13 protein-coding genes and 1 pseudogene are annotated in these 17,362 nt (G+C 43.9%); 10 read left to right on the top strand and 4 right to left on the bottom strand.

What is annotated here, in order from left to right:
* Window positions 1-107 precede the first annotated feature (107 nt).
* The 5 genes and pseudogenes from L2740_RS10595 to L2740_RS10615 form a co-directional block, all read left to right on the top strand.
* Window positions 108-416: pseudogene (locus L2740_RS10595) on the top strand (IS110 family transposase); the annotation flags it as partial.
* An 82-nt stretch (window positions 417-498) separates the two neighbouring features.
* Window positions 499-1,479, top strand: coding sequence for a transposase (locus L2740_RS10600; protein ID WP_248950148.1), 981 nt, complete (start codon window positions 499-501; stop codon window positions 1,477-1,479).
* Window positions 1,480-1,767: 288 nt separating this feature from the next.
* Complete coding sequence (locus L2740_RS10605; RefSeq protein WP_248950149.1) at window positions 1,768-2,211, top strand: GNAT family N-acetyltransferase; 444 nt, start codon at window positions 1,768-1,770, stop codon at window positions 2,209-2,211.
* 167 nt (window positions 2,212-2,378) lie between these two features.
* Entirely contained in the window at window positions 2,379-2,876 is a 498-nt protein-coding gene (locus L2740_RS10610) for a hypothetical protein (protein WP_248950151.1), read from the top strand.
* 55 nt (window positions 2,877-2,931) lie between these two features.
* Window positions 2,932-3,111 carry a hypothetical protein gene (locus L2740_RS10615; RefSeq protein ID WP_248950152.1) on the top strand — a complete coding sequence of 60 codons (180 nt, stop codon included), beginning with the start codon at window positions 2,932-2,934 and terminating at the stop codon, window positions 3,109-3,111.
* Between the two features lie 56 nt (window positions 3,112-3,167).
* Here L2740_RS10615 and L2740_RS10620 read toward each other — a convergent pair whose 3' ends face one another.
* From L2740_RS10620 to L2740_RS10635, 4 genes are all read right to left on the bottom strand, one after another.
* On the bottom strand, window positions 3,168-4,442 hold the full coding sequence (locus tag L2740_RS10620) for a hypothetical protein (RefSeq protein WP_248950153.1): 1,275 nt from the start codon (window positions 4,440-4,442) through the stop codon (window positions 3,168-3,170).
* A 99-nt stretch (window positions 4,443-4,541) separates the two neighbouring features.
* Window positions 4,542-5,483: a PA3715 family protein gene (locus L2740_RS10625; protein WP_248950154.1), complete on the bottom strand. Its 942-nt coding sequence runs from the start codon at window positions 5,481-5,483 to the stop codon at window positions 4,542-4,544.
* Window positions 5,473-6,453: a hypothetical protein gene (locus L2740_RS10630; protein WP_248950156.1), complete on the bottom strand. Its 981-nt coding sequence runs from the start codon at window positions 6,451-6,453 to the stop codon at window positions 5,473-5,475. Before L2740_RS10630 ends, L2740_RS10625 begins: the two co-directional genes overlap by 11 nt.
* 30 nt (window positions 6,454-6,483) lie before the next feature.
* Window positions 6,484-7,350, bottom strand: coding sequence for a hypothetical protein (locus L2740_RS10635; RefSeq protein WP_248950158.1), 867 nt, complete (start codon window positions 7,348-7,350; stop codon window positions 6,484-6,486).
* 336 nt (window positions 7,351-7,686) lie between these two features.
* On the opposite strand from L2740_RS10635, the gene L2740_RS10640 reads away from it, so the two are divergent.
* From L2740_RS10640 to L2740_RS10660, 5 genes are all read left to right on the top strand, one after another.
* Entirely contained in the window at window positions 7,687-9,771 is a 2,085-nt protein-coding gene (locus tag L2740_RS10640; protein WP_248950159.1) for a hypothetical protein, read from the top strand.
* Complete coding sequence (locus tag L2740_RS10645) at window positions 9,764-11,260, top strand: DUF1176 domain-containing protein (RefSeq protein ID WP_248950160.1); 1,497 nt, start codon at window positions 9,764-9,766, stop codon at window positions 11,258-11,260. Before L2740_RS10640 ends, L2740_RS10645 begins: the two co-directional genes overlap by 8 nt.
* A gap of 546 nt (window positions 11,261-11,806) precedes the next feature.
* The gene (locus L2740_RS10650; RefSeq protein WP_248950161.1) at window positions 11,807-12,745 is read left to right on the top strand and encodes a DmsE family decaheme c-type cytochrome; all 939 of its coding nucleotides are present in this window, start codon (window positions 11,807-11,809) and stop codon (window positions 12,743-12,745) included.
* An 18-nt stretch (window positions 12,746-12,763) separates the two neighbouring features.
* Entirely contained in the window at window positions 12,764-14,788 is a 2,025-nt protein-coding gene (locus tag L2740_RS10655; RefSeq protein WP_248950163.1) for an MtrB/PioB family decaheme-associated outer membrane protein, read from the top strand.
* A 39-nt stretch (window positions 14,789-14,827) separates the two neighbouring features.
* Window positions 14,828-17,356 carry a DMSO/selenate family reductase complex A subunit gene (locus tag L2740_RS10660; RefSeq protein ID WP_248950164.1) on the top strand — a complete coding sequence of 843 codons (2,529 nt, stop codon included), beginning with the start codon at window positions 14,828-14,830 and terminating at the stop codon, window positions 17,354-17,356.
* Window positions 17,357-17,362: the final 6 nt, after the last annotated feature.

The following is a 17,362-nucleotide window of genomic DNA, read 5'->3' on the forward strand; positions in this document are numbered from 1 at the left end:
TCAATCTTAAATTCTGTTGAGTAAGTTGGTTGAGTCTTCATTACTTTTACACCGTTCCATATTAAGGAGAGTTTACCTCATATCGGTGTACAGGTTTATTAAGCCACAATAACTATAACGATGCACTTGCGATAGCTGAGGCTGCACAACGCCCCAATATGCGCTTTGTAGAACCAAAACCTATAGAACAACAAGATATTCAGATACTGCACCGAATGAGAGAAAGACTAAACAAACAATCTACAGCACTGATTAATCAAGTTAGAGGGATGCTTGCAGAGTACGGCATTGTCATCACTAAAGGAAAAGCGTCTTTTAGGTCAAAGCTACCTGACATTCTAGAAAATGCTGATAACGAATTAACAGCCAAAGGCCGAAATATTTTCTACCAACTGTACGAAGAGTTTAATGATATTGTGTAATAACCACGACACCCAAAATTGTGCCTGCTCGACTCCTCTACTAGGCTTTAGTTAAGGCTGAATAGAGGAGTGTGTTATGCCAACTCCAAGAAAGGCATTAGTGAGCTTAGAGGATACGCCGTTTTATCATTGCATCTCTCGCTGTGTTCGAAAGGCTTTTTTATGTGGTGTTGATAAGCAAACAGGGCAATCCTATGAGCATAGGCGTGACTGGGTTGAACAACGGCTGTTGCAGCTTGCAAAGGTCTTCGCCATTGATATCTGTGCTTTTGCGGTAATGAGCAATCATTTGCATCTTGTGTTGCGGATAGATGAAGAATTAGCGAAGTCTTGGTCAGATATCGAGGTTGTTGCCCAGTGGCAAAAGTTGTTTAAAGGCGACAGCTTGAATCATAGTTTTGTTAAAGGTCAGCCACTTGAATCCTATCAGCAAGCCATCGTCAATCAACGGGTAAAAGAGTATCGTATAAGGTTGATGGACATCTCCTGGTTCATGCGTGCACTGAACGAACCCATAGCCCGAAAGGCTAATGCGGAGGATAAGTGCAAAGGTCGTTTTTGGGAGGGCAGGTTTAAGTCTCAAGCATTGCTAGATGAGGCTGCAGTTTTGGCCTGTATGGCCTATGTTGATTTGAACCCTATTCGAGCAAAGATGGCGGATTCACCAGAAACCTCAGATTTTACGAGTATTCAATTACGTATCAAAGCAGCAATGAAGGGGAAGCAACCCGACTCGTTACTGCCTTTTGTGGGAAATGAGCAGCAAAACATGCCCAAAGGATTGATGTTTAATGCGAAAGATTACCTTCAACTGATAGATGATACAGGCCGTATTCAACGGCATGATAAAAGAGGGGCTATCAGCCTCTATTCAGAACAATTGCTGCATCGCTTGAATATTCCTACAGAAAACTGGCTAAAAATGACTGCAGAATTCACAACAATCTTCAAAGGCCCTGTGGGCAACACGCAAGAGTTAACAGCTTATTGTGAACATCTTGAACGTAAACGACGACAAGGTGCTGCCAATTGTCACCGCTGGCTAGATTGTAGCTAATCTACTTACACTCTCCCTCACTTTTCCATTACCAAACAGATGTTTGGCTTTTCTGCTGTATGAAATTCCCTTTAGTTACCGATAGTTTCCTCGTCAAGCATGTTCTGCTCGTGATAGCGTAGCTTGTGATGCAAGCATTAGGTGGTTTAGATGAGGTGGAAAGGAGCAAGTGCATTGTTTAGTTCAACTTAGCGGTGAAGCAAATAATTCTGGATGTCTAAGTTAATTTTCTTTGATGCTTTGAGTTAGCAGTTTATAGCTTACCCTTGATAAAACGGATATATAAATATGGATATTATTAAAGCCGCCCTAGCCGATGTAGCCTTGGTAGCCCCCTTGTTTGACGCATACCGAGTTTTTTATGGTCAAGCGAGTAACTTAGCATTGGCTGAGGAGTTTATTGCAGAGCGCCTAGCAAATAACGAGTCGGTGATTTTGCTTGCAGTTGATAACAGCGGCAACGCTTTAGGCTTTACTCAGCTTTATCCTAGCTTTTCATCTGTGTCGGCTGCGAGAATTTGGGTACTCAATGATCTGTTTGTTAGCGCTAATGCCCGTCGCCAAGGTGTGGCGACACAGCTGATGCATGCTGCCAAGGAGCTTGGCATTAAAACTGGAGTTAAGGGCTTAGCGTTAGAAACTGGGGTAAACAATGTAAATGCGCAAAGACTTTATGAGTCTTTAGGTTATGTTAAAGAGTCCGGCAGTTACCATTACTTCCTAAATCTATAGCTGTAATTAATCGCTGATAAACGCCTATAGAATATAGTGAGTAAATTGTTCTGAGTTATACGAATTGTGAATACTTAAATTGTATTTCTTGTTTACGTTTTTAGGTGCAGTTGTAATAATTCTGCGCGATGTGCATGAAGCACTCATAATATAAACAGGGAATAATAATGAAGTTTAATATAAATTTACTATTTGTAGGGCTAGTTTTTTCTACATGTGCTTACTCTGAATCGCAAGCGAATAGTAATGTTGTCGCAATCACTTCAAGTAATTCAAATTCAATTGAAACCACAGCGGATACCAGCTTTTCACTAGGTGTAGGATATCAATATGGTGGAGTGTTAGGTGTTCGATACAATTATCAAAACCAGAACCATGTTTTCTTAGCTTCTTTAGGTCTAGTTGGTGGGGCTTTAGGATATCAATATGCATTTAGTGAGCAAAAACATTTGGTTGGACTTAGTGTAGGAAGTGAAGTCCTTACCAGTGAAGATGGCTTTGCAGTGCTGACATATGAGTATTATCCAGAAGGTTTTACTGATGGTGGTTGGCAATTTGGTGTCAGTGGCGGTGTTAGAAGGGAGGATGACGGCGGTTCTTTCGGGAATGTGGGAAAAACGGCTACCGAGCCTACCGGCATGATTTCACTGGGCTACAAGTTTTAAAAGCTGCATATTCTCGGCCAATCTTTTATAAACAGCCTATTACTAAGGAAAGTAAATGAGCAAGCAAGTTGAGCTTAAGCTAACCGAAGATGAAGCTTGGGTGCTTTTTGAGTTTGTTCGTCGATTTAGTGATAGTGACAAGCTCGATATTGAAGATCAAGCCGAGCAGCGTGCACTTTGGAATTTGTGCTGTACCTTTGGAACAACATTTCATTTAGCGGCTAGCATGCGTTAATAAAAGTTCCATCTCTCAGTGCCGCACAGGACTGAGAGATGAACTTTAGCGATACATCATCGAAAATTGTTGTCGCTGAGCCGCATGAGTTGCTCTAAAGCTTCGAGTAAATGATTTAACTTTTTCAATTCACTGCGACCAGCTAGCTCTTCGGCAAACTCTGTAGGGCTCGCTAATCCGTATTGGCGCCTAAGAGTGAGTAAATCATCATCGTCAATGGCTAGGCAGCACTGGCCGTTGGCGTTCACCTCAAATACTAAACGGCGATATGCCCCTTCTAACTCAAGAAACTTCTCTACCGTTGCAGGTTTTAGCAATTTAGCGGCTTGCATTTTATGTTGGCAAACCACTTTATAACTTTGGTTAAAGGCGTTGGATGCATCGGTATATTTGTTGCCTTTTATGGCGGGTATACCGTCAGCATCAAGCGCAACGCTTTTCACATAAGGGAAATCAAATAATAGTCCGTAGCGATGATAATGGTCGTACACTGTAGTCCTTGTGGTTTTACCATTGGCGTCGGTATCAGTTTGTCTGCGTTTTATCACGTAATGAAAGTGGTACAGATTAAACTGAAAACTGTGTGCTTTACCTTGATATTGTCCTTCGTAAAAGGCATCGATAGTTCGGCGGTGATTGCCTCGGTGAAACTCTTTGAACTGAGCTTCTAGTGCTTTTGATTTAGCTTCTGGGATTATATTGACCTGAGTTAAATTGTTGTCGTGTAGTATGTCTAAATGGTAGATACGATCAGACAAAGGCTCGCGCCAATGTTTGCGCATACGTAACCAGACCCACAGAATAGGAACAATAACACCAGCTAATAGCGCTAGGTTAATCGGGATTTTAATTTGCCCATTTAGGCTAATGAGTTGAATGAGCTTTTCAAATACGAACCAATAAGCCAAATGCCATTGAGGAAAAATATTTGCTACAAGCAAGGGACAGGCGGCAATGGCTGACATTCTAAGCCAAGGGCGGCTTATGGAGCGAAACAGTGGTATGCGTTTACCTTGGCGTTCGAGATAAGTGACTAATAAGGGAGCGGAGATTGTCGGTAGCCAATAGACAGAGCTCTCAATAACATCAAACACTAAATGAACAAGACTGCTGGTAAATTGCGGGTAGACATAATTAACCAAAATACCATAGCTGCTAAATGCAAGCAGTAACCACATTAGTATACTAGGTAGCTTGTCATTGTAATCAAGTGGGCCGGGATGATGCTTAACGGATTCAACAATTTCAATCAGTTGTGCCTCGGTGGTGGCGGCCTCAACATTTGCTTTTATTTGCTCAATATTGGCTTTCACCCGTTTATTGTGGTTCATTTTATTCCTTCTAGTCGCGCTGTTGTGCGAACAGAGTAAAACGCCTATCTGTAGGCGTTTTTACTTAATAATTATGCTGAGTGATTAAAATATGCTGATTTAAGGTTTCCACCATCGCTCGCTGTGTTGCCAATCTCTTTTATCACTAAGTCCAGACTCTAGAATGTAATAACGTTCACCATTAAACCGCAAACGAGTAACGGTTGTACGGCTTTGGCTACTATCTGTGCGTTTGGGCAAAGCACCTGACAGCTTAGTTTTAGTGAGCAATTTTAGGTCGGCAAAGCCTTTGTATTGTTTGGGCTCAATATGCAGTGCACCTTTGCCGCTCTCCACGATATAGCGCTTTGTCAAACCCGCTTTATCGTTAGTTTCACTTTTAATGACCTCAGGTGTTCTGGCAACATGGTAGCCACTTGGCTCGTTTTTCCAGATTTTCCAATAGTACAGGGGCAGTCTTTCTAACACGGGGATTAAAAAGCGCCCTTGATGAACAAATAAATTCAAATAATCAGATTTATACTCATTTGCGCCCTCAGGGTGTTGTTGCGCTTGTACTCGTACCCCGAGTGCGCGGGTATCACTGTTGAGCTTGTAGTTAGCTGTATCAATCCAAAGGGGCGCTGGCGAATTTGGATCTTTGTTATCTGGCGTGTCAGCAACAATGGTTAATCCAGGTCGCTCATATAAACTACCAGTATGACGAGCGATAACCTCATGAGTCTGAGTGTCCATAATGACGGTACGCAGGGTGTAACGCCTTTCACCTGCATAGCTTCCGCCTGTCCATTGCAAGTATGCACCCATGGTGAACTGTTCTTGGTGTGGCAGTTGCTTACATACAGCTGCGCTGAACCCTCGAACATCACCACTGTCATTTTCCATTGCTTCAAGGGCATCTATGCTGCACTCCTGCTTGGCATGGCTTGTTGGCGAGAAGGCTAACGTGCAAGTCAAAAGCGCGCAAGTCAAAAGGCTGCTGTTAAATAGCGCGGTTAATCTGCAGCAAAATGGGCTGGTTTTAGGCTTGTTAGTTAGCATCTTGGCTCTCCGGTTGATTGCTGTTTGGCACTATTTTCGACGCGCTCTCATCGTCGCTTTCACTTAAAAAATTGACGCCAGTTTGGTTTATTTGCCAAAACTCTGGGGAGGGTAATTGCTCGGTGATAACCGGGTAACGCTTGCCATCATATTTAAGCTCGCTGCTAAAATTGATTGGCTCTACTTGATCGTATTCGCCATCGGTACGGTATTGCTGACCTTGGGTTATTAACTTTAAATCATGGTAGCCATGGCTAGTTGTTGGTAATACCTCAACTTCACCTTCAACACCATAGTGCAGGTATACGCCACCGTTACTTCCGGCGAGATCTGTGCCTTCAATTTCGTAATCCAGTGGTAGGTGTTTCAGCACTGGGCGTAACTTATCACCTTGTTGTACAAACAAGGTCATAAAGCGGTTGGTTTTAAAGACTTGATAGTCGCCATGTTGCTGGCTTTGTGGTGAGTTGTCGTAGTTGACGAGGTCGAGTATTAAACCCAATGCAGGGGTATTGTCGTTTAAAGCGTATTCGCGGTGGACGATACTATTCGTGTCAGAATGCACCTTAATGTTGCTACTTTCATGAATGATCCCGGTATAGCGTGCTTCAACTTTATTACTATAGCGGTTAACGAGGATTACTCGCCATAGATAGCTTGTGTAGTTATGCTCGATTTCTTTGTAGGGTTGGAAATAAGAGAGTAACGCTTGCTCTTTATTATGTGGCAACACCCAGCACACTGGATAGTATGTTGCCGAGCTATTACCGTGCTTTCTGCTGAGGAGTGCGGAATCAAAATCGATCACGCTGTTTAATTGATTCAATCCACAATCTTGTTGTTGACCTTTTTGTTGCTCATATAACGCTTGTTCAAGCGTGTCTTTTTTTAAGCTGCCGAGTGCGTAGCTATTGGTGCTACAGAGAGTAGCCAATAGTAATGCGGTAAAAATAATTAATGGTTTATTCATAAGGTCGATTAGTTTGTTCTGGTGATTTTATTAATTAGCAAGGGCGCGATAAATCGAGGTTTTATAACCTCTAACTTGCACGCCTTTACGTAGCGGGATAGCGTATTGCGGCAGCGGTCGATTGCTGTAGTCAATATATTGCGGCGTAGCGTAATAGAACACGCCGCGATATTGCGCCGGTAAATCCGTTTGTTGCAGTAGATCATATTTAAGGTTATAGCTGCTGATAGGTAATGGCTTACCGCTATTGCTAACCACTTCACCCATTTTGTCGGCAAGGGCTTTCGTGGATCGATGTGCGCCTGCATCTTCTACCCAATTAGCGACTAACTTGCCGGCTGCATTGTGCTTGAGCGGCATTAAAATAGTGTCTTTAATCACTGGGATGGTTTTGACTTGCGCTAATTTCATTTGATAAAGCTCAAGCTGCAGGGCTTTGTTTTTTGAAACTTTATCTATGTGCGGTGCATTGATGCCATAAACCATGTGGTCACAGGTTGTTTCGTCATAGCCTTGGTTGCTGCATACAGCGCCCCAGTCAGGCATAGTGATTTCAATCAGTGCAGCACCGTAGACCGCATGACTTGCACTCGATTTTGTGTCTGCCGCCTCAAAATAGCTACCGAGTATGTTGTAATCAACACTTCTGCGGCTTGCTAACCAACGCTTGTTAAACGAGTCACTACGTTTACCCTCACAGAGCAGTAAAGGGAAGGGGATACGGTTGCCTGCCTGTGCCGCTTGATACATGGCTTTGCGTTCACTCTCATCAAACTGACAACTACCTAAGTCGGTCATTAAGGTTTGTATTTGCGGATTGTTGTTTGATAGCAGCGAACAGCCCGGTAGTAAGCTTACGGCTATTGTAAGCGCCAATGTGCGCAGCGGCATTAACATTGAAAACTCACTTGGGGGGAGGCTTGCTGCATATGCTCTAAGCGAGCTGCAGTTATTAGCGTTGTGCTCATAAGTGTGTCCTTACTACGGCATTAAGCCAAGGTGCATGCTTGTTAATATTACAAGAGGTGTGACGACAATAGATAACGCCGACTATTGATATAACCTCAGAATAATATTGAACTTTGTTGATTGATATTCGGGGGATTGTATGGATAATTCGTTGCAAATAAAACAGCTAGACGTTAAAAGCTTGAAGTTGCTATAGATTAACGCTGTTAACTAATCTGAACACGTTAACCTTGCCCTTATTTGCTAAATCTTAAGTGAGTCCCTATGACATTAAGCAGTAATCTTAAGTCTCTTTTCAAGCATTTTACTAGTGCTGATGAGGCCGAAAAAGCCGAGCAGACCGCAGCGCAGCAAACGACAGACCTTGAAATGACTGACATTGAAGCTAGTGACAATGAAACTACTGACATTGAAAGTATAGCCATGACGAATCAAGGATTAACTGTTGGCAAGGCGCTGCAAGAGGTTGCTGCAAAGTATCGTTTTCAGCAGCACCAATTATATCACGGTGGCACTAATCAACTGCAGGTGGTTGAGGATACTGAGCAAGGGGTTGTATTACACAGTCAGTTTGAGTTAATCGGTAGCACAGGTGATGTGGTGATGACTGAGTGGCTGGCTGAAGACTCTATACACGCTGAGGGCTCTGCATACTTTGTGGCGGTTGATAATGTCGGTCAATTTTTTATTGGTCAATTGAGTAAGCGGGGCAAATATAACTTGTCGGCTTGTTTTTCATTGGCTGTTTATCCCACTGAGGATATCTGCTTTTATCAAGGCCAGATTTGGCTGGTGGCAGCCAAGCAATCAGGGCGCTTTAGTCATAAACAACTTTTTGTGGTGGATTTAACTCAAGCTGTAGGCGCAGTATCGAACCTTATGCAAATACGGTTAGGCGACCATTTTAACAAGTGGGTTAGCGAATATGATGTACCGTTTGATTTTGAACGTAATAGCATGGTCTGCACTGCTCACAATGAGTTGGTTTTTTATCAACGTTCCGAGCGCGGCTCGCATCAGTTGGTGTGTTTCAATCCGGTCACAGCTAATGTGCAACAAATCTCACTTACGGGCAAGCCTGCGCCTGATGACATCTCTGTACGTAACACCTTTTTTCAAGATAAAGCGCGTGGTTTTGTGCTATTAGCTAATGCCGAAACCGTGGGCTTATCAAGTTCAGAATCTAATTCAGAAGCAAGAGTAGATACAGGTTTAGCTGATGACAGCCATCATCAGCAGCGATTTGATTACTCACTGCAGCTTATCGACTTAAATCAAAAGCAAGTCAGTTGGAGCCGCACGGTTCGCTCACTTCATGTGTCGCAAATTTGCAGTGATTATGAGGCTGAAGACTTGATTGAGGCATTAACTGCAATAGCACAAGGAGATCTAGACTCAGAATATCATGAGGGTTTACAAACCTTTATTGAGTGTCTCACCAGTGCGGTGATCGCCAAAGATGGCAATAGTATTTGGTTAGCTTGGCAAGATGGTGTAGTACAGCAATTATCACTGCAAGGCGATAATATCTCGCCTTTATATCAATTGGTTCAATTAAACCAAGCGGGTGAGCAGCGAGGTTTGAGTTTTGACCATGACTTACAGACGATCCAAGGTCAAATCAATGAGCGCCTATTTGTAGGTGTTGGTGAGGAAGAAGATGCCAGCCTATGGCAATGCACAGTGCCTAGTGTTAACCGCAACGAGTTCACTTTTGATGGCGTAACTAACACGCCTTTGGTCTGTGAGCGCGCTGATATTAAGCTCATTGTTGACTGTGATGATTATTTTCTGCCAAGCGCTACTGGCCAAGTTGACATAGTGTGCCGAGATCTAAGTTGCAACACTGCGCGGTTAGCGGCGCTGCAACAACTTGAGGCACTTATGCCGCAACTGCGGCAGCATTATCAAGCGCAGCCCCAGAACAACGTACTTTATTTTGCGTTTATTGAGCAGCAGGTAGCAGGTTGCATTTCGCAAAGCGAGTATAACTTCTTTGCATCGGCTGCTTATGATGACAAATGCGCTTCTGTGCTAGCGAACATTGTGAAGCAATTTGCTGGCTGGGGTGTAGGCGGCCATCTTAAAGGTCTAAAGGGCATTCCCGTGTTTGCCGAAGCTGTGCTGTCATTGGCCTTTAAGCTTGAGTATTTAGATGTGTTAGCCGAGTATTTTAATGCGCTCGATAACCAGCTTCCTATTCACCCGTTTCATGTGCATCGCACTATGGCGGTGATCCGCGAAACCCACGCGGATACACCTGAGTTAGCTCGATTTTTACAGCTATTACCATACCCATGGAATGATGCCGAGTTCACTGTGCCAAATGTGGGAGATTATGATGAATAACCATTTAAAGCGGATCGCTAATAGCTATACAGTCGCTGTTAGTGTGGCCTTGCTATCTATGTCCGCCTTGGTGTTACCAGTTCAAGCATTTGAAGGTGAAGTGCAAAGCTTTTTTCATGGCGATTGGGAGGCAGCGTGTGATAACACTCATACTTGCCGCGCCGTTGGCTATCACAACCCTGAGCAGAAAAATGCTGCAGGGGAATATAGGCCAGTTTCAGTGATCTTCACCCGCGCAGCAGGTGAGAATGCCAAAGTCAAAGGTAAGGTTAAATTTGGCGCACTGTCATTTGGTATGGAGGCTAAGCAAACTCAGCACAATGACACAATTACCCTAAGTATTAATGATACTTACCAAAGTGTGTTAGCGCCTGAGCTGCCAGCTTACCAAGAAAAGGGCATGAGCTTTAGTGGCGAACGTGAGTTGACTGATAATCAGGTAAGTGAATTACTTAAGGCGCTTACTATGAAAGGTCGCGTGTCGATAAAATTTGGTAGCAGCGCAGGTGATGAGTGGTATTTATCAACTAAAGGCTCTACCGCGGTTTTATTAAAAATGGACGACTTTCAAGGGCTGGTGGAAACACCTTTTGCGATAGTTAAAAAAGGTCAAGCTAGCAAAGGCATTGTTAAGCCTAAGCAAGCCCCAGTTATTTCGATACCAGCGCAACCAATACCTGACACAACGGCAGCAGATCTTGCATTGGTAACCAATGCTGACTTTAACCAGAGAATAAGAACAGCGCTTAATAATGCTTGTGATAACGTCCCAACAGAAGACCAACCATTAGAGCTTGAGATCGCCAGACTGACATCAAATAAGCTTGTTGTATCAACCATGTGTTGGTCTGCAGCATATAACTATGGTCAAGCTGTATGGCTGGTTGATGATGACGCTGAGATTGAGCCTGTGTTAGTGACCGATAGTGCGGTGAGTTATGCGAATGGCGTGATTGATGAGTTTATGCGGGGCCGGGGAGTTGGCGATTGCCTTTCTGCAAGGCGCTATATTTGGAATGGCAGTGAGTTTGTTTTAGCCGACTCCTATACCACTGGAGCGTGCCGTGAAATTGCGCCGGGTGGTGCTTGGTATATTCCGACGACGGTTAGCACAGTAATAAATGGTGTTGATCCCGCAGCAGGGATCGACTGTGAGTCTAAGCAAGCTTATAGCACCCAAGGTATGGTGAAATGTGCTCAACGTGAGTTAGCAAGTCTTGAGTGGCAAATGAGCGAGCAATTAGCAGAAATTGAACGATTTTCGCATGCAGAATATAACACAAAGGCTGATAAAAGCCGCGAGGCTGCAGCGGCTATTGCCCAAGCACAGCAGGCGTGGCGTACTTTTAGTAAAAGTGAGTGCAAAGCTCAGCAACTAAGTGCAGCTGAAGGCTCGATGAGTTTGCCACTCTTTGTTGGTTGCCAAGTGGATTTAACCCAAAAGCGTTTACAGCAACTACAGTTAACCAAGCAATCGCTAATGTATTAAAAGCGACCATAGCCTTCCATATTAAATAAATAGAAACAGCGAGTAGACAGGTGAATAGTTTGTCTGCTCGTTGTTTTTTTATTCACTTCAGAAGAAAAAGTTATAACTCGCGATAGCGATATAACTGAATAAGTCGATTAATTATACAATTTTTTTACTTATTTAGAGGTATTCCTTCTAACTAGCTGAACCTTGCAAAAATTCTTCGTGATCCAGCTTCAAAAATTCTATCAACTTAAATCAATTCGTTAACAATTAATTATTATATTAGCAACTCATGAATATGCTAATCATTCTCATCTAGTGTGTATGTACATGATTTTAATCATTTCGATTGGTTTTTGTTGTCAAAAGCTGTTTCTTAAATACCTTTTTATATTGTGAGCCAGTCAACGTATTTCAATAAAGTTAGCGGTATGCCTCAAGTTATTGGCAGATATGCGGATTATTGAATTCAGATATATCCGAAGAATAAAATACTACCTTCGATATACAACCGGCCTGTAGTTAATGTCCACAATAAAAACCGTAAAGTCAGTGAATTTTATGGCCAAATTAATGGCTAGCAGTTTACTCACTATGCTCATCAGTGTTTTGCCTGCGCAAGCAACTCCATGGGATAAGCTTGACTCAACGCAACTCGAACAAAAATTAACAGAGAAATTTAGCGAAGGTAAGTACTCTCCAAAAGGAGCTGACTCTTGCCTGATGTGTCACAAAAAGAGTGACAAAGTCATGGCGATCTTTGATGGTGTCCATGGTGATATGAGCAACAGCAAATCACCAATGGCAGGCATTCAATGTGAAGCATGTCATGGCCCATTAGGTAAGCATAATCGTGGCGGTAAAGAGCCAATGATTAGCTTTAGCCCAGACAGCAAGCTTTCTGCTGCTAGCCAAAACAGTGTTTGCCAAGGTTGTCATAATGACCCTAAGCAGATGGCATGGCATAACAGCACTCATAATCTTGAAGAAGTAGCTTGTAGTGACTGTCACGACATTCATGCAGCAAAAGATCCAGCGCTTGACCGCCTAATGGTTAACGACACTTGTACTTCTTGCCACACTCGCGCGAAAGCAGACATGAATAAGCGCTCATCACACCCAATGAAATGGGATCAGATGACGTGTATCGATTGTCATAATCCTCACGGTTCTATGACCGAAAGCGCACTTATCAAGCCAAGCCTAAATGAAACTTGTGCCGAGTGTCATGCTGACAAGCGTGGTCCATTCCTGTGGGAACATGCACCAGTAATGGAAGATTGTTCTAGCTGCCACACACCACACGGTAGCGTAAATGACAGCTTACTTAAGTCTCGTGCTCCGCAGTTGTGTCAGCAATGTCACGCTGATGATGGCCATGCAAGTCGTATGACTAATCAAGCGGGTCTAGATGCATTTAGTGCTGGTAAGAGTTGCCTAAATTGTCACAGCAAGATCCATGGTTCTAACCATCCTGCTGGCAGCAACTTCGCCCGTTAAGTCTTGGAGTGACTATATATGCGTTCAATTAAACCTTTTTCTTTAAACCTGATCACTCTAGCCTTGCTTGGCACGTGTAGTAGTGCGATGGCTGCCAACTTTGGTATCCAAAACGCTAATACCGCCAATATCAAAACTGAGCGTTATGAGTGTAAGCGTTGTGTTGAGCCTCAAGGTTACCGCGGCACAGTAGGTGCAAGCGTTGGCTATGTAGATACAGATGACAACCATGCTATCAATCAGTTTGGTACCGGTGATGACGGCGCTATAGCTGGTGTTAATGCCGATCTTGCTTACCAGCAAAGTGGTTATAAAGCCAAAGTTCAAGCTCATCAGCTGGGCATGGACAACGGTTTTGTAAGCATGGAAGCGGGTAAAAGCGGCCACTACAAGTTAGATGTTGATTATCAAACAATTACCACTAACCAATACAGCAATGCAGCGACTAATCTTTGGCAAAACAATGGCATGCTGACGCCGAGTGATCAAACTCGCGTGCTTGATCTTGAGTTACAAAGACAGCGTAGCGGCATTGGTTTTGAATATGACTTCTCAGAAGTAATGGGATTAGGCTTAAGTAGCTTTGCTCGTTATGACCGTGAAGAAAAAACCGGTCACCGCAGTGCAAGTCTAACTAGCCCACGCCCAACAAACTTTGCTGAAGCAGTTGATGAAACCACTGACAAGTTCAGTGCGGGTATTGTAGTTGACGGCGCTAATTGGTTGTCAGAGCTTAGCTATAACGGCTCACGCTACGACAACAACATGAGCGATTTAAGTCTGCCATATGCCTATGACGTTTATAGCGCAACCCCAGACAACCAAGCGCACCAAGTGTCGCTATCTGGCCAGTACCGTTTAGCGTCAAGTGTATTTAGCGGTCGTGTGGTAACAGGTCGTATGATCCAAGACCAAGACCTTATCCAAATGAGTGGCAACCCAATCCAAAACTGGGACGGTCAGGTTGATACCTTAAGCTCAAATCTAGCAGCAAGCACGCGAGTAAGCAGTCGCTTACGCCTAGGCGCAAGCTATGACTACAGCAAGCGTGACAACCGTTCGTCTGTGTTTGATTTTGCTCAATATGAGTTTGATTCAATGTCTGGTGCATTTAAGCAAAACACGCCAATGGATATTGAGCGTCAAACATTCAAGACAAACGCAAGTTACCGCATTGCTAGTGGTTACCGTTTACAAGCGGGTTACGACTACAAGCAAGTTGAGCGTAGCTATGGCGAGCGTGAAGAAACCCGTGATAACGAGTTTTGGAGCAAGCTAAATATTCGCGCTATTGACAAGCTAACTCTTGATTTTGGTGTCAGCTATGGTGAGCGCGGTGGTAGTGACTACCAAGCAAATGAGCTAACTAGCGACGAAACTGAGTCACTAATGCGTAAGTACAACCTTGCCGATCGCAAGCGTACTGAAGTTAACGCTAGAGCAAGCTACACACCACTTGAGTGGTTGAGCTTTGATGTTAGCACTTACTACGCCAATGACGACTATGACGACACATCGATTGGCTTAACTCAAGCCGAAGATTATGGCTATGACGTGAATGTGCATGCACAGATCTCTAAGCCAATGTCTGTATACGCTTTTGCGGGTCAACAGTGGATTAATTCTGATCAAAACGGCGACCAACTTTCTGTTTGGCACACCGAAATCAAAGATGAGTTCATCAACCTAGGTTTAGGTGCAACTTATTCTGGATTAATGCAAGACAAGCTAACACTTGGTATGGATTACCTATTTGCAAATTCTGCAAGTAATACCGGTGTAAACGGATACAACAGCAACAGCGCAAACATCAATGATTATGGCTCGTACTACTCATATAACCATAGCGTGAGTCTATACGGCCAATACCTGATTTCAGAGCAGATGGCAGTCAAGCTGGCTTACCAGTTTGAACGTTATTTTGATACTGACAGCGCCAATGTTGCCGACGGTAGCATTCCAGGTTTAATCACCTTGGGTGACCTGAACCACAATTACAACGCCCATCAACTGATGTTGACCTTCAGCTACAAGCTGAACTAAGTCGAATCAGTCACTATTAAGTTTGAGGAAAACAAGATTATGGAACGTAGAAGTTTCTTAAAAATGAGTGCTGCGCTGGGCTGCGCAGCAACAGTTACTGGCTGTAATTCTAGCTCTGATGATGCCAACGTGATCCCGCCACAACCGCCTGTTACAGACGAAGTGGTGAACTGGTCATCTTGTCTAGTTAACTGTGGTTCAAACTGTCCAATTAAAGTCTTCACTAAAGACGGTATCGTGACACGCGTTGAAACTGACCATGAAGTAGAAGATAAATACGGATTACACCAAGTACGTGCTTGTGCTCGTGGTCGCTCTCTACGTCAAAGAAACTACGCTGTAGACCGTTTAAAAACACCGATGAAGCGTGTTGGCGAGCGTGGTAAAGCTGAATTCGTACCTATTAGCTGGGACGAAGCAACCAGCATTATTGCTGAAAAACTTGCTGCTGTTTACGCACAAGAAAATGGTGCTAAGTCAGTATTCCGTAGCTACGGTTCTGGTGCTTACTACGGTTTTGCATCAAATGCATGTTTTAACCGTCTATTTAACCTAAACGGCGGTTACCTAAATGCTTACGGTAACTACTCTTGGGCGCAGCAGATGGAAGCGGCTAAGCACACCTTCGGTACAGGCAGTACTGCAGGTTCGTCAACGATTACTATCGAAGACAGTGACTTCTTCCTAGGTGTTGCTTACAACCCAAGCGAAATCCGTCAGTCGGGTTCTGGTGAAGGTTACGATTACCTACAAGCGCTACAAAGAAACAACGGCCTTGAAGTGGTGATGATTGATCCTCGTTACACTGACTCTATGTTAGGTAAAGAATCAAGCTGGTTACCAATTCGTCCAGGTACAGATGCTGCGTTTGCTGAAGCGGTTGCTTATGTGATGATCAACCACGCGAACTTTGCTGGTCAATCTCTACCGTTTGTACTTGAGCATTCAGTTGGTTTCAACAAGCAGTCAATTGAAGATCAAAAAGCGATTTTTGCAGCGAGCAGCGATGCCACTGACCAAGAATACGCTAAGGTGATGAATTCAGATGAAAACTACCAAGACTATATTCTAGGTCAAGGTATTTACACTGACGCTAAAACACCTGAATGGGCTGAAAAAATCTGTGGTATTTCTGCAGAGAAAATCCGTTATATCGCTGGCAAGCTAATGACAGCTAAAGCACCTTACATCGTTGTTGGTGCTGGTGTTAACCGTCAAGCGAACGGTGAGCAAAGCATGCGTTCGCTATACATGCTATCAGTGCTAACTGGTAAGCTAGGTACTCGCGGTGCATCAAACGGTGAATTGCCATACATGAGCAGCATGTCTCGTGCAGGTATTCCAACAGGCAGCAACCCAGTTAAAGAAAGCATCTCTTTCTTCACTTGGTCTGAAGCGATTAACCACGGTGAAACTATGACTGCACGTAGTCATGGCGTTCGTGGTACTGATGGTCTGGACACGCCACTTGGCGCTAACATTAAGTTCATTCTGTCTGCATCTGACAGTTCGCTACTTAACCAGCACGCTGAAATTAACAACACCGCTGATATCTTCCGCAATGCAGAAGATCTATTCATCGTATCTTGTGATTGCTGGATGACACCTGGTGCTAAATTTGCTGACATCATCTTGCCGGATACTAGCTGGTTAGAATCAAACGATTTAGTTAACGATTCATACGCTTCAGGTTCGCTAGGTTACTTAACTGCAATGTCTTCATCTGTGGAGTCTATGTGGGATTGTAAGTCTATGTATGAAGCAGCTGCGATGATCGCAGACAAAATGGGCGTTGGTGCTGGCTTTAGAGATGGCAAGAACGAAGATGAGTGGCTAGAAGAGCTTTACCAAAGCACTAAAGCTAACAGCAACAACATCGGTGTTTCTCCTGCGTTCCCTGCGACTTACAAAGAAGCACAAAAAATTGGTTTCTTCCGTAAGAACATGAACGACAACCACGTTGCACTGCAAAGCTTTGTTAAAGATGGTAAAGCATTGTCTACGCCAAGTGGCAAGATTGAGATCTACTCTGCTGAACTAGCATGGCGTGCGGCTAACTGGGATCAAGAAACAGTTGGTCAAAAGCCAACTGGCGTTAAGGGCGACACCATCACAGCTATTCCACAATACACAGTAACGTGGGACGGTTATGAAGATGAAGGCACTAAAGAAGATTACCCAATTCAGCTAGCGGGTTACCACACTAAGGGCCGTACTCACTCAAGCTACCACAACGTGCCATGGCTTCGTGAAGCGGTAGAAGATGCTGTTTGGGTTAACCCAATGGACGGTGCTAAGCACGGCTTAAGCTCTGGCGACAAGATTGAGATGTACAACGAACGTGGCTCAATTGAAGTGACTGTACGTATTACACCACGTGTTGCTCCAGGTGTATTTGCCCTAGGACAAGGTGCTTGGTACAACCCAGGTAATAAGACTGCAAGCAATGGCAAAGGTCATATGATTGACGAAGGCGGCGCAATTAACTCGTTAACTCGCTACCAGCCTAGCCCTGTCGCTAAAGGTAACCCACAGCACACTATTCGTGTTGCCATTAAAAAGATTTAAGAGAGT

The sequence above is a fragment of the Shewanella pneumatophori genome (assembly GCF_023283895.1).
GTDB lineage: Bacteria > Pseudomonadota > Gammaproteobacteria > Enterobacterales > Shewanellaceae > Shewanella > Shewanella pneumatophori.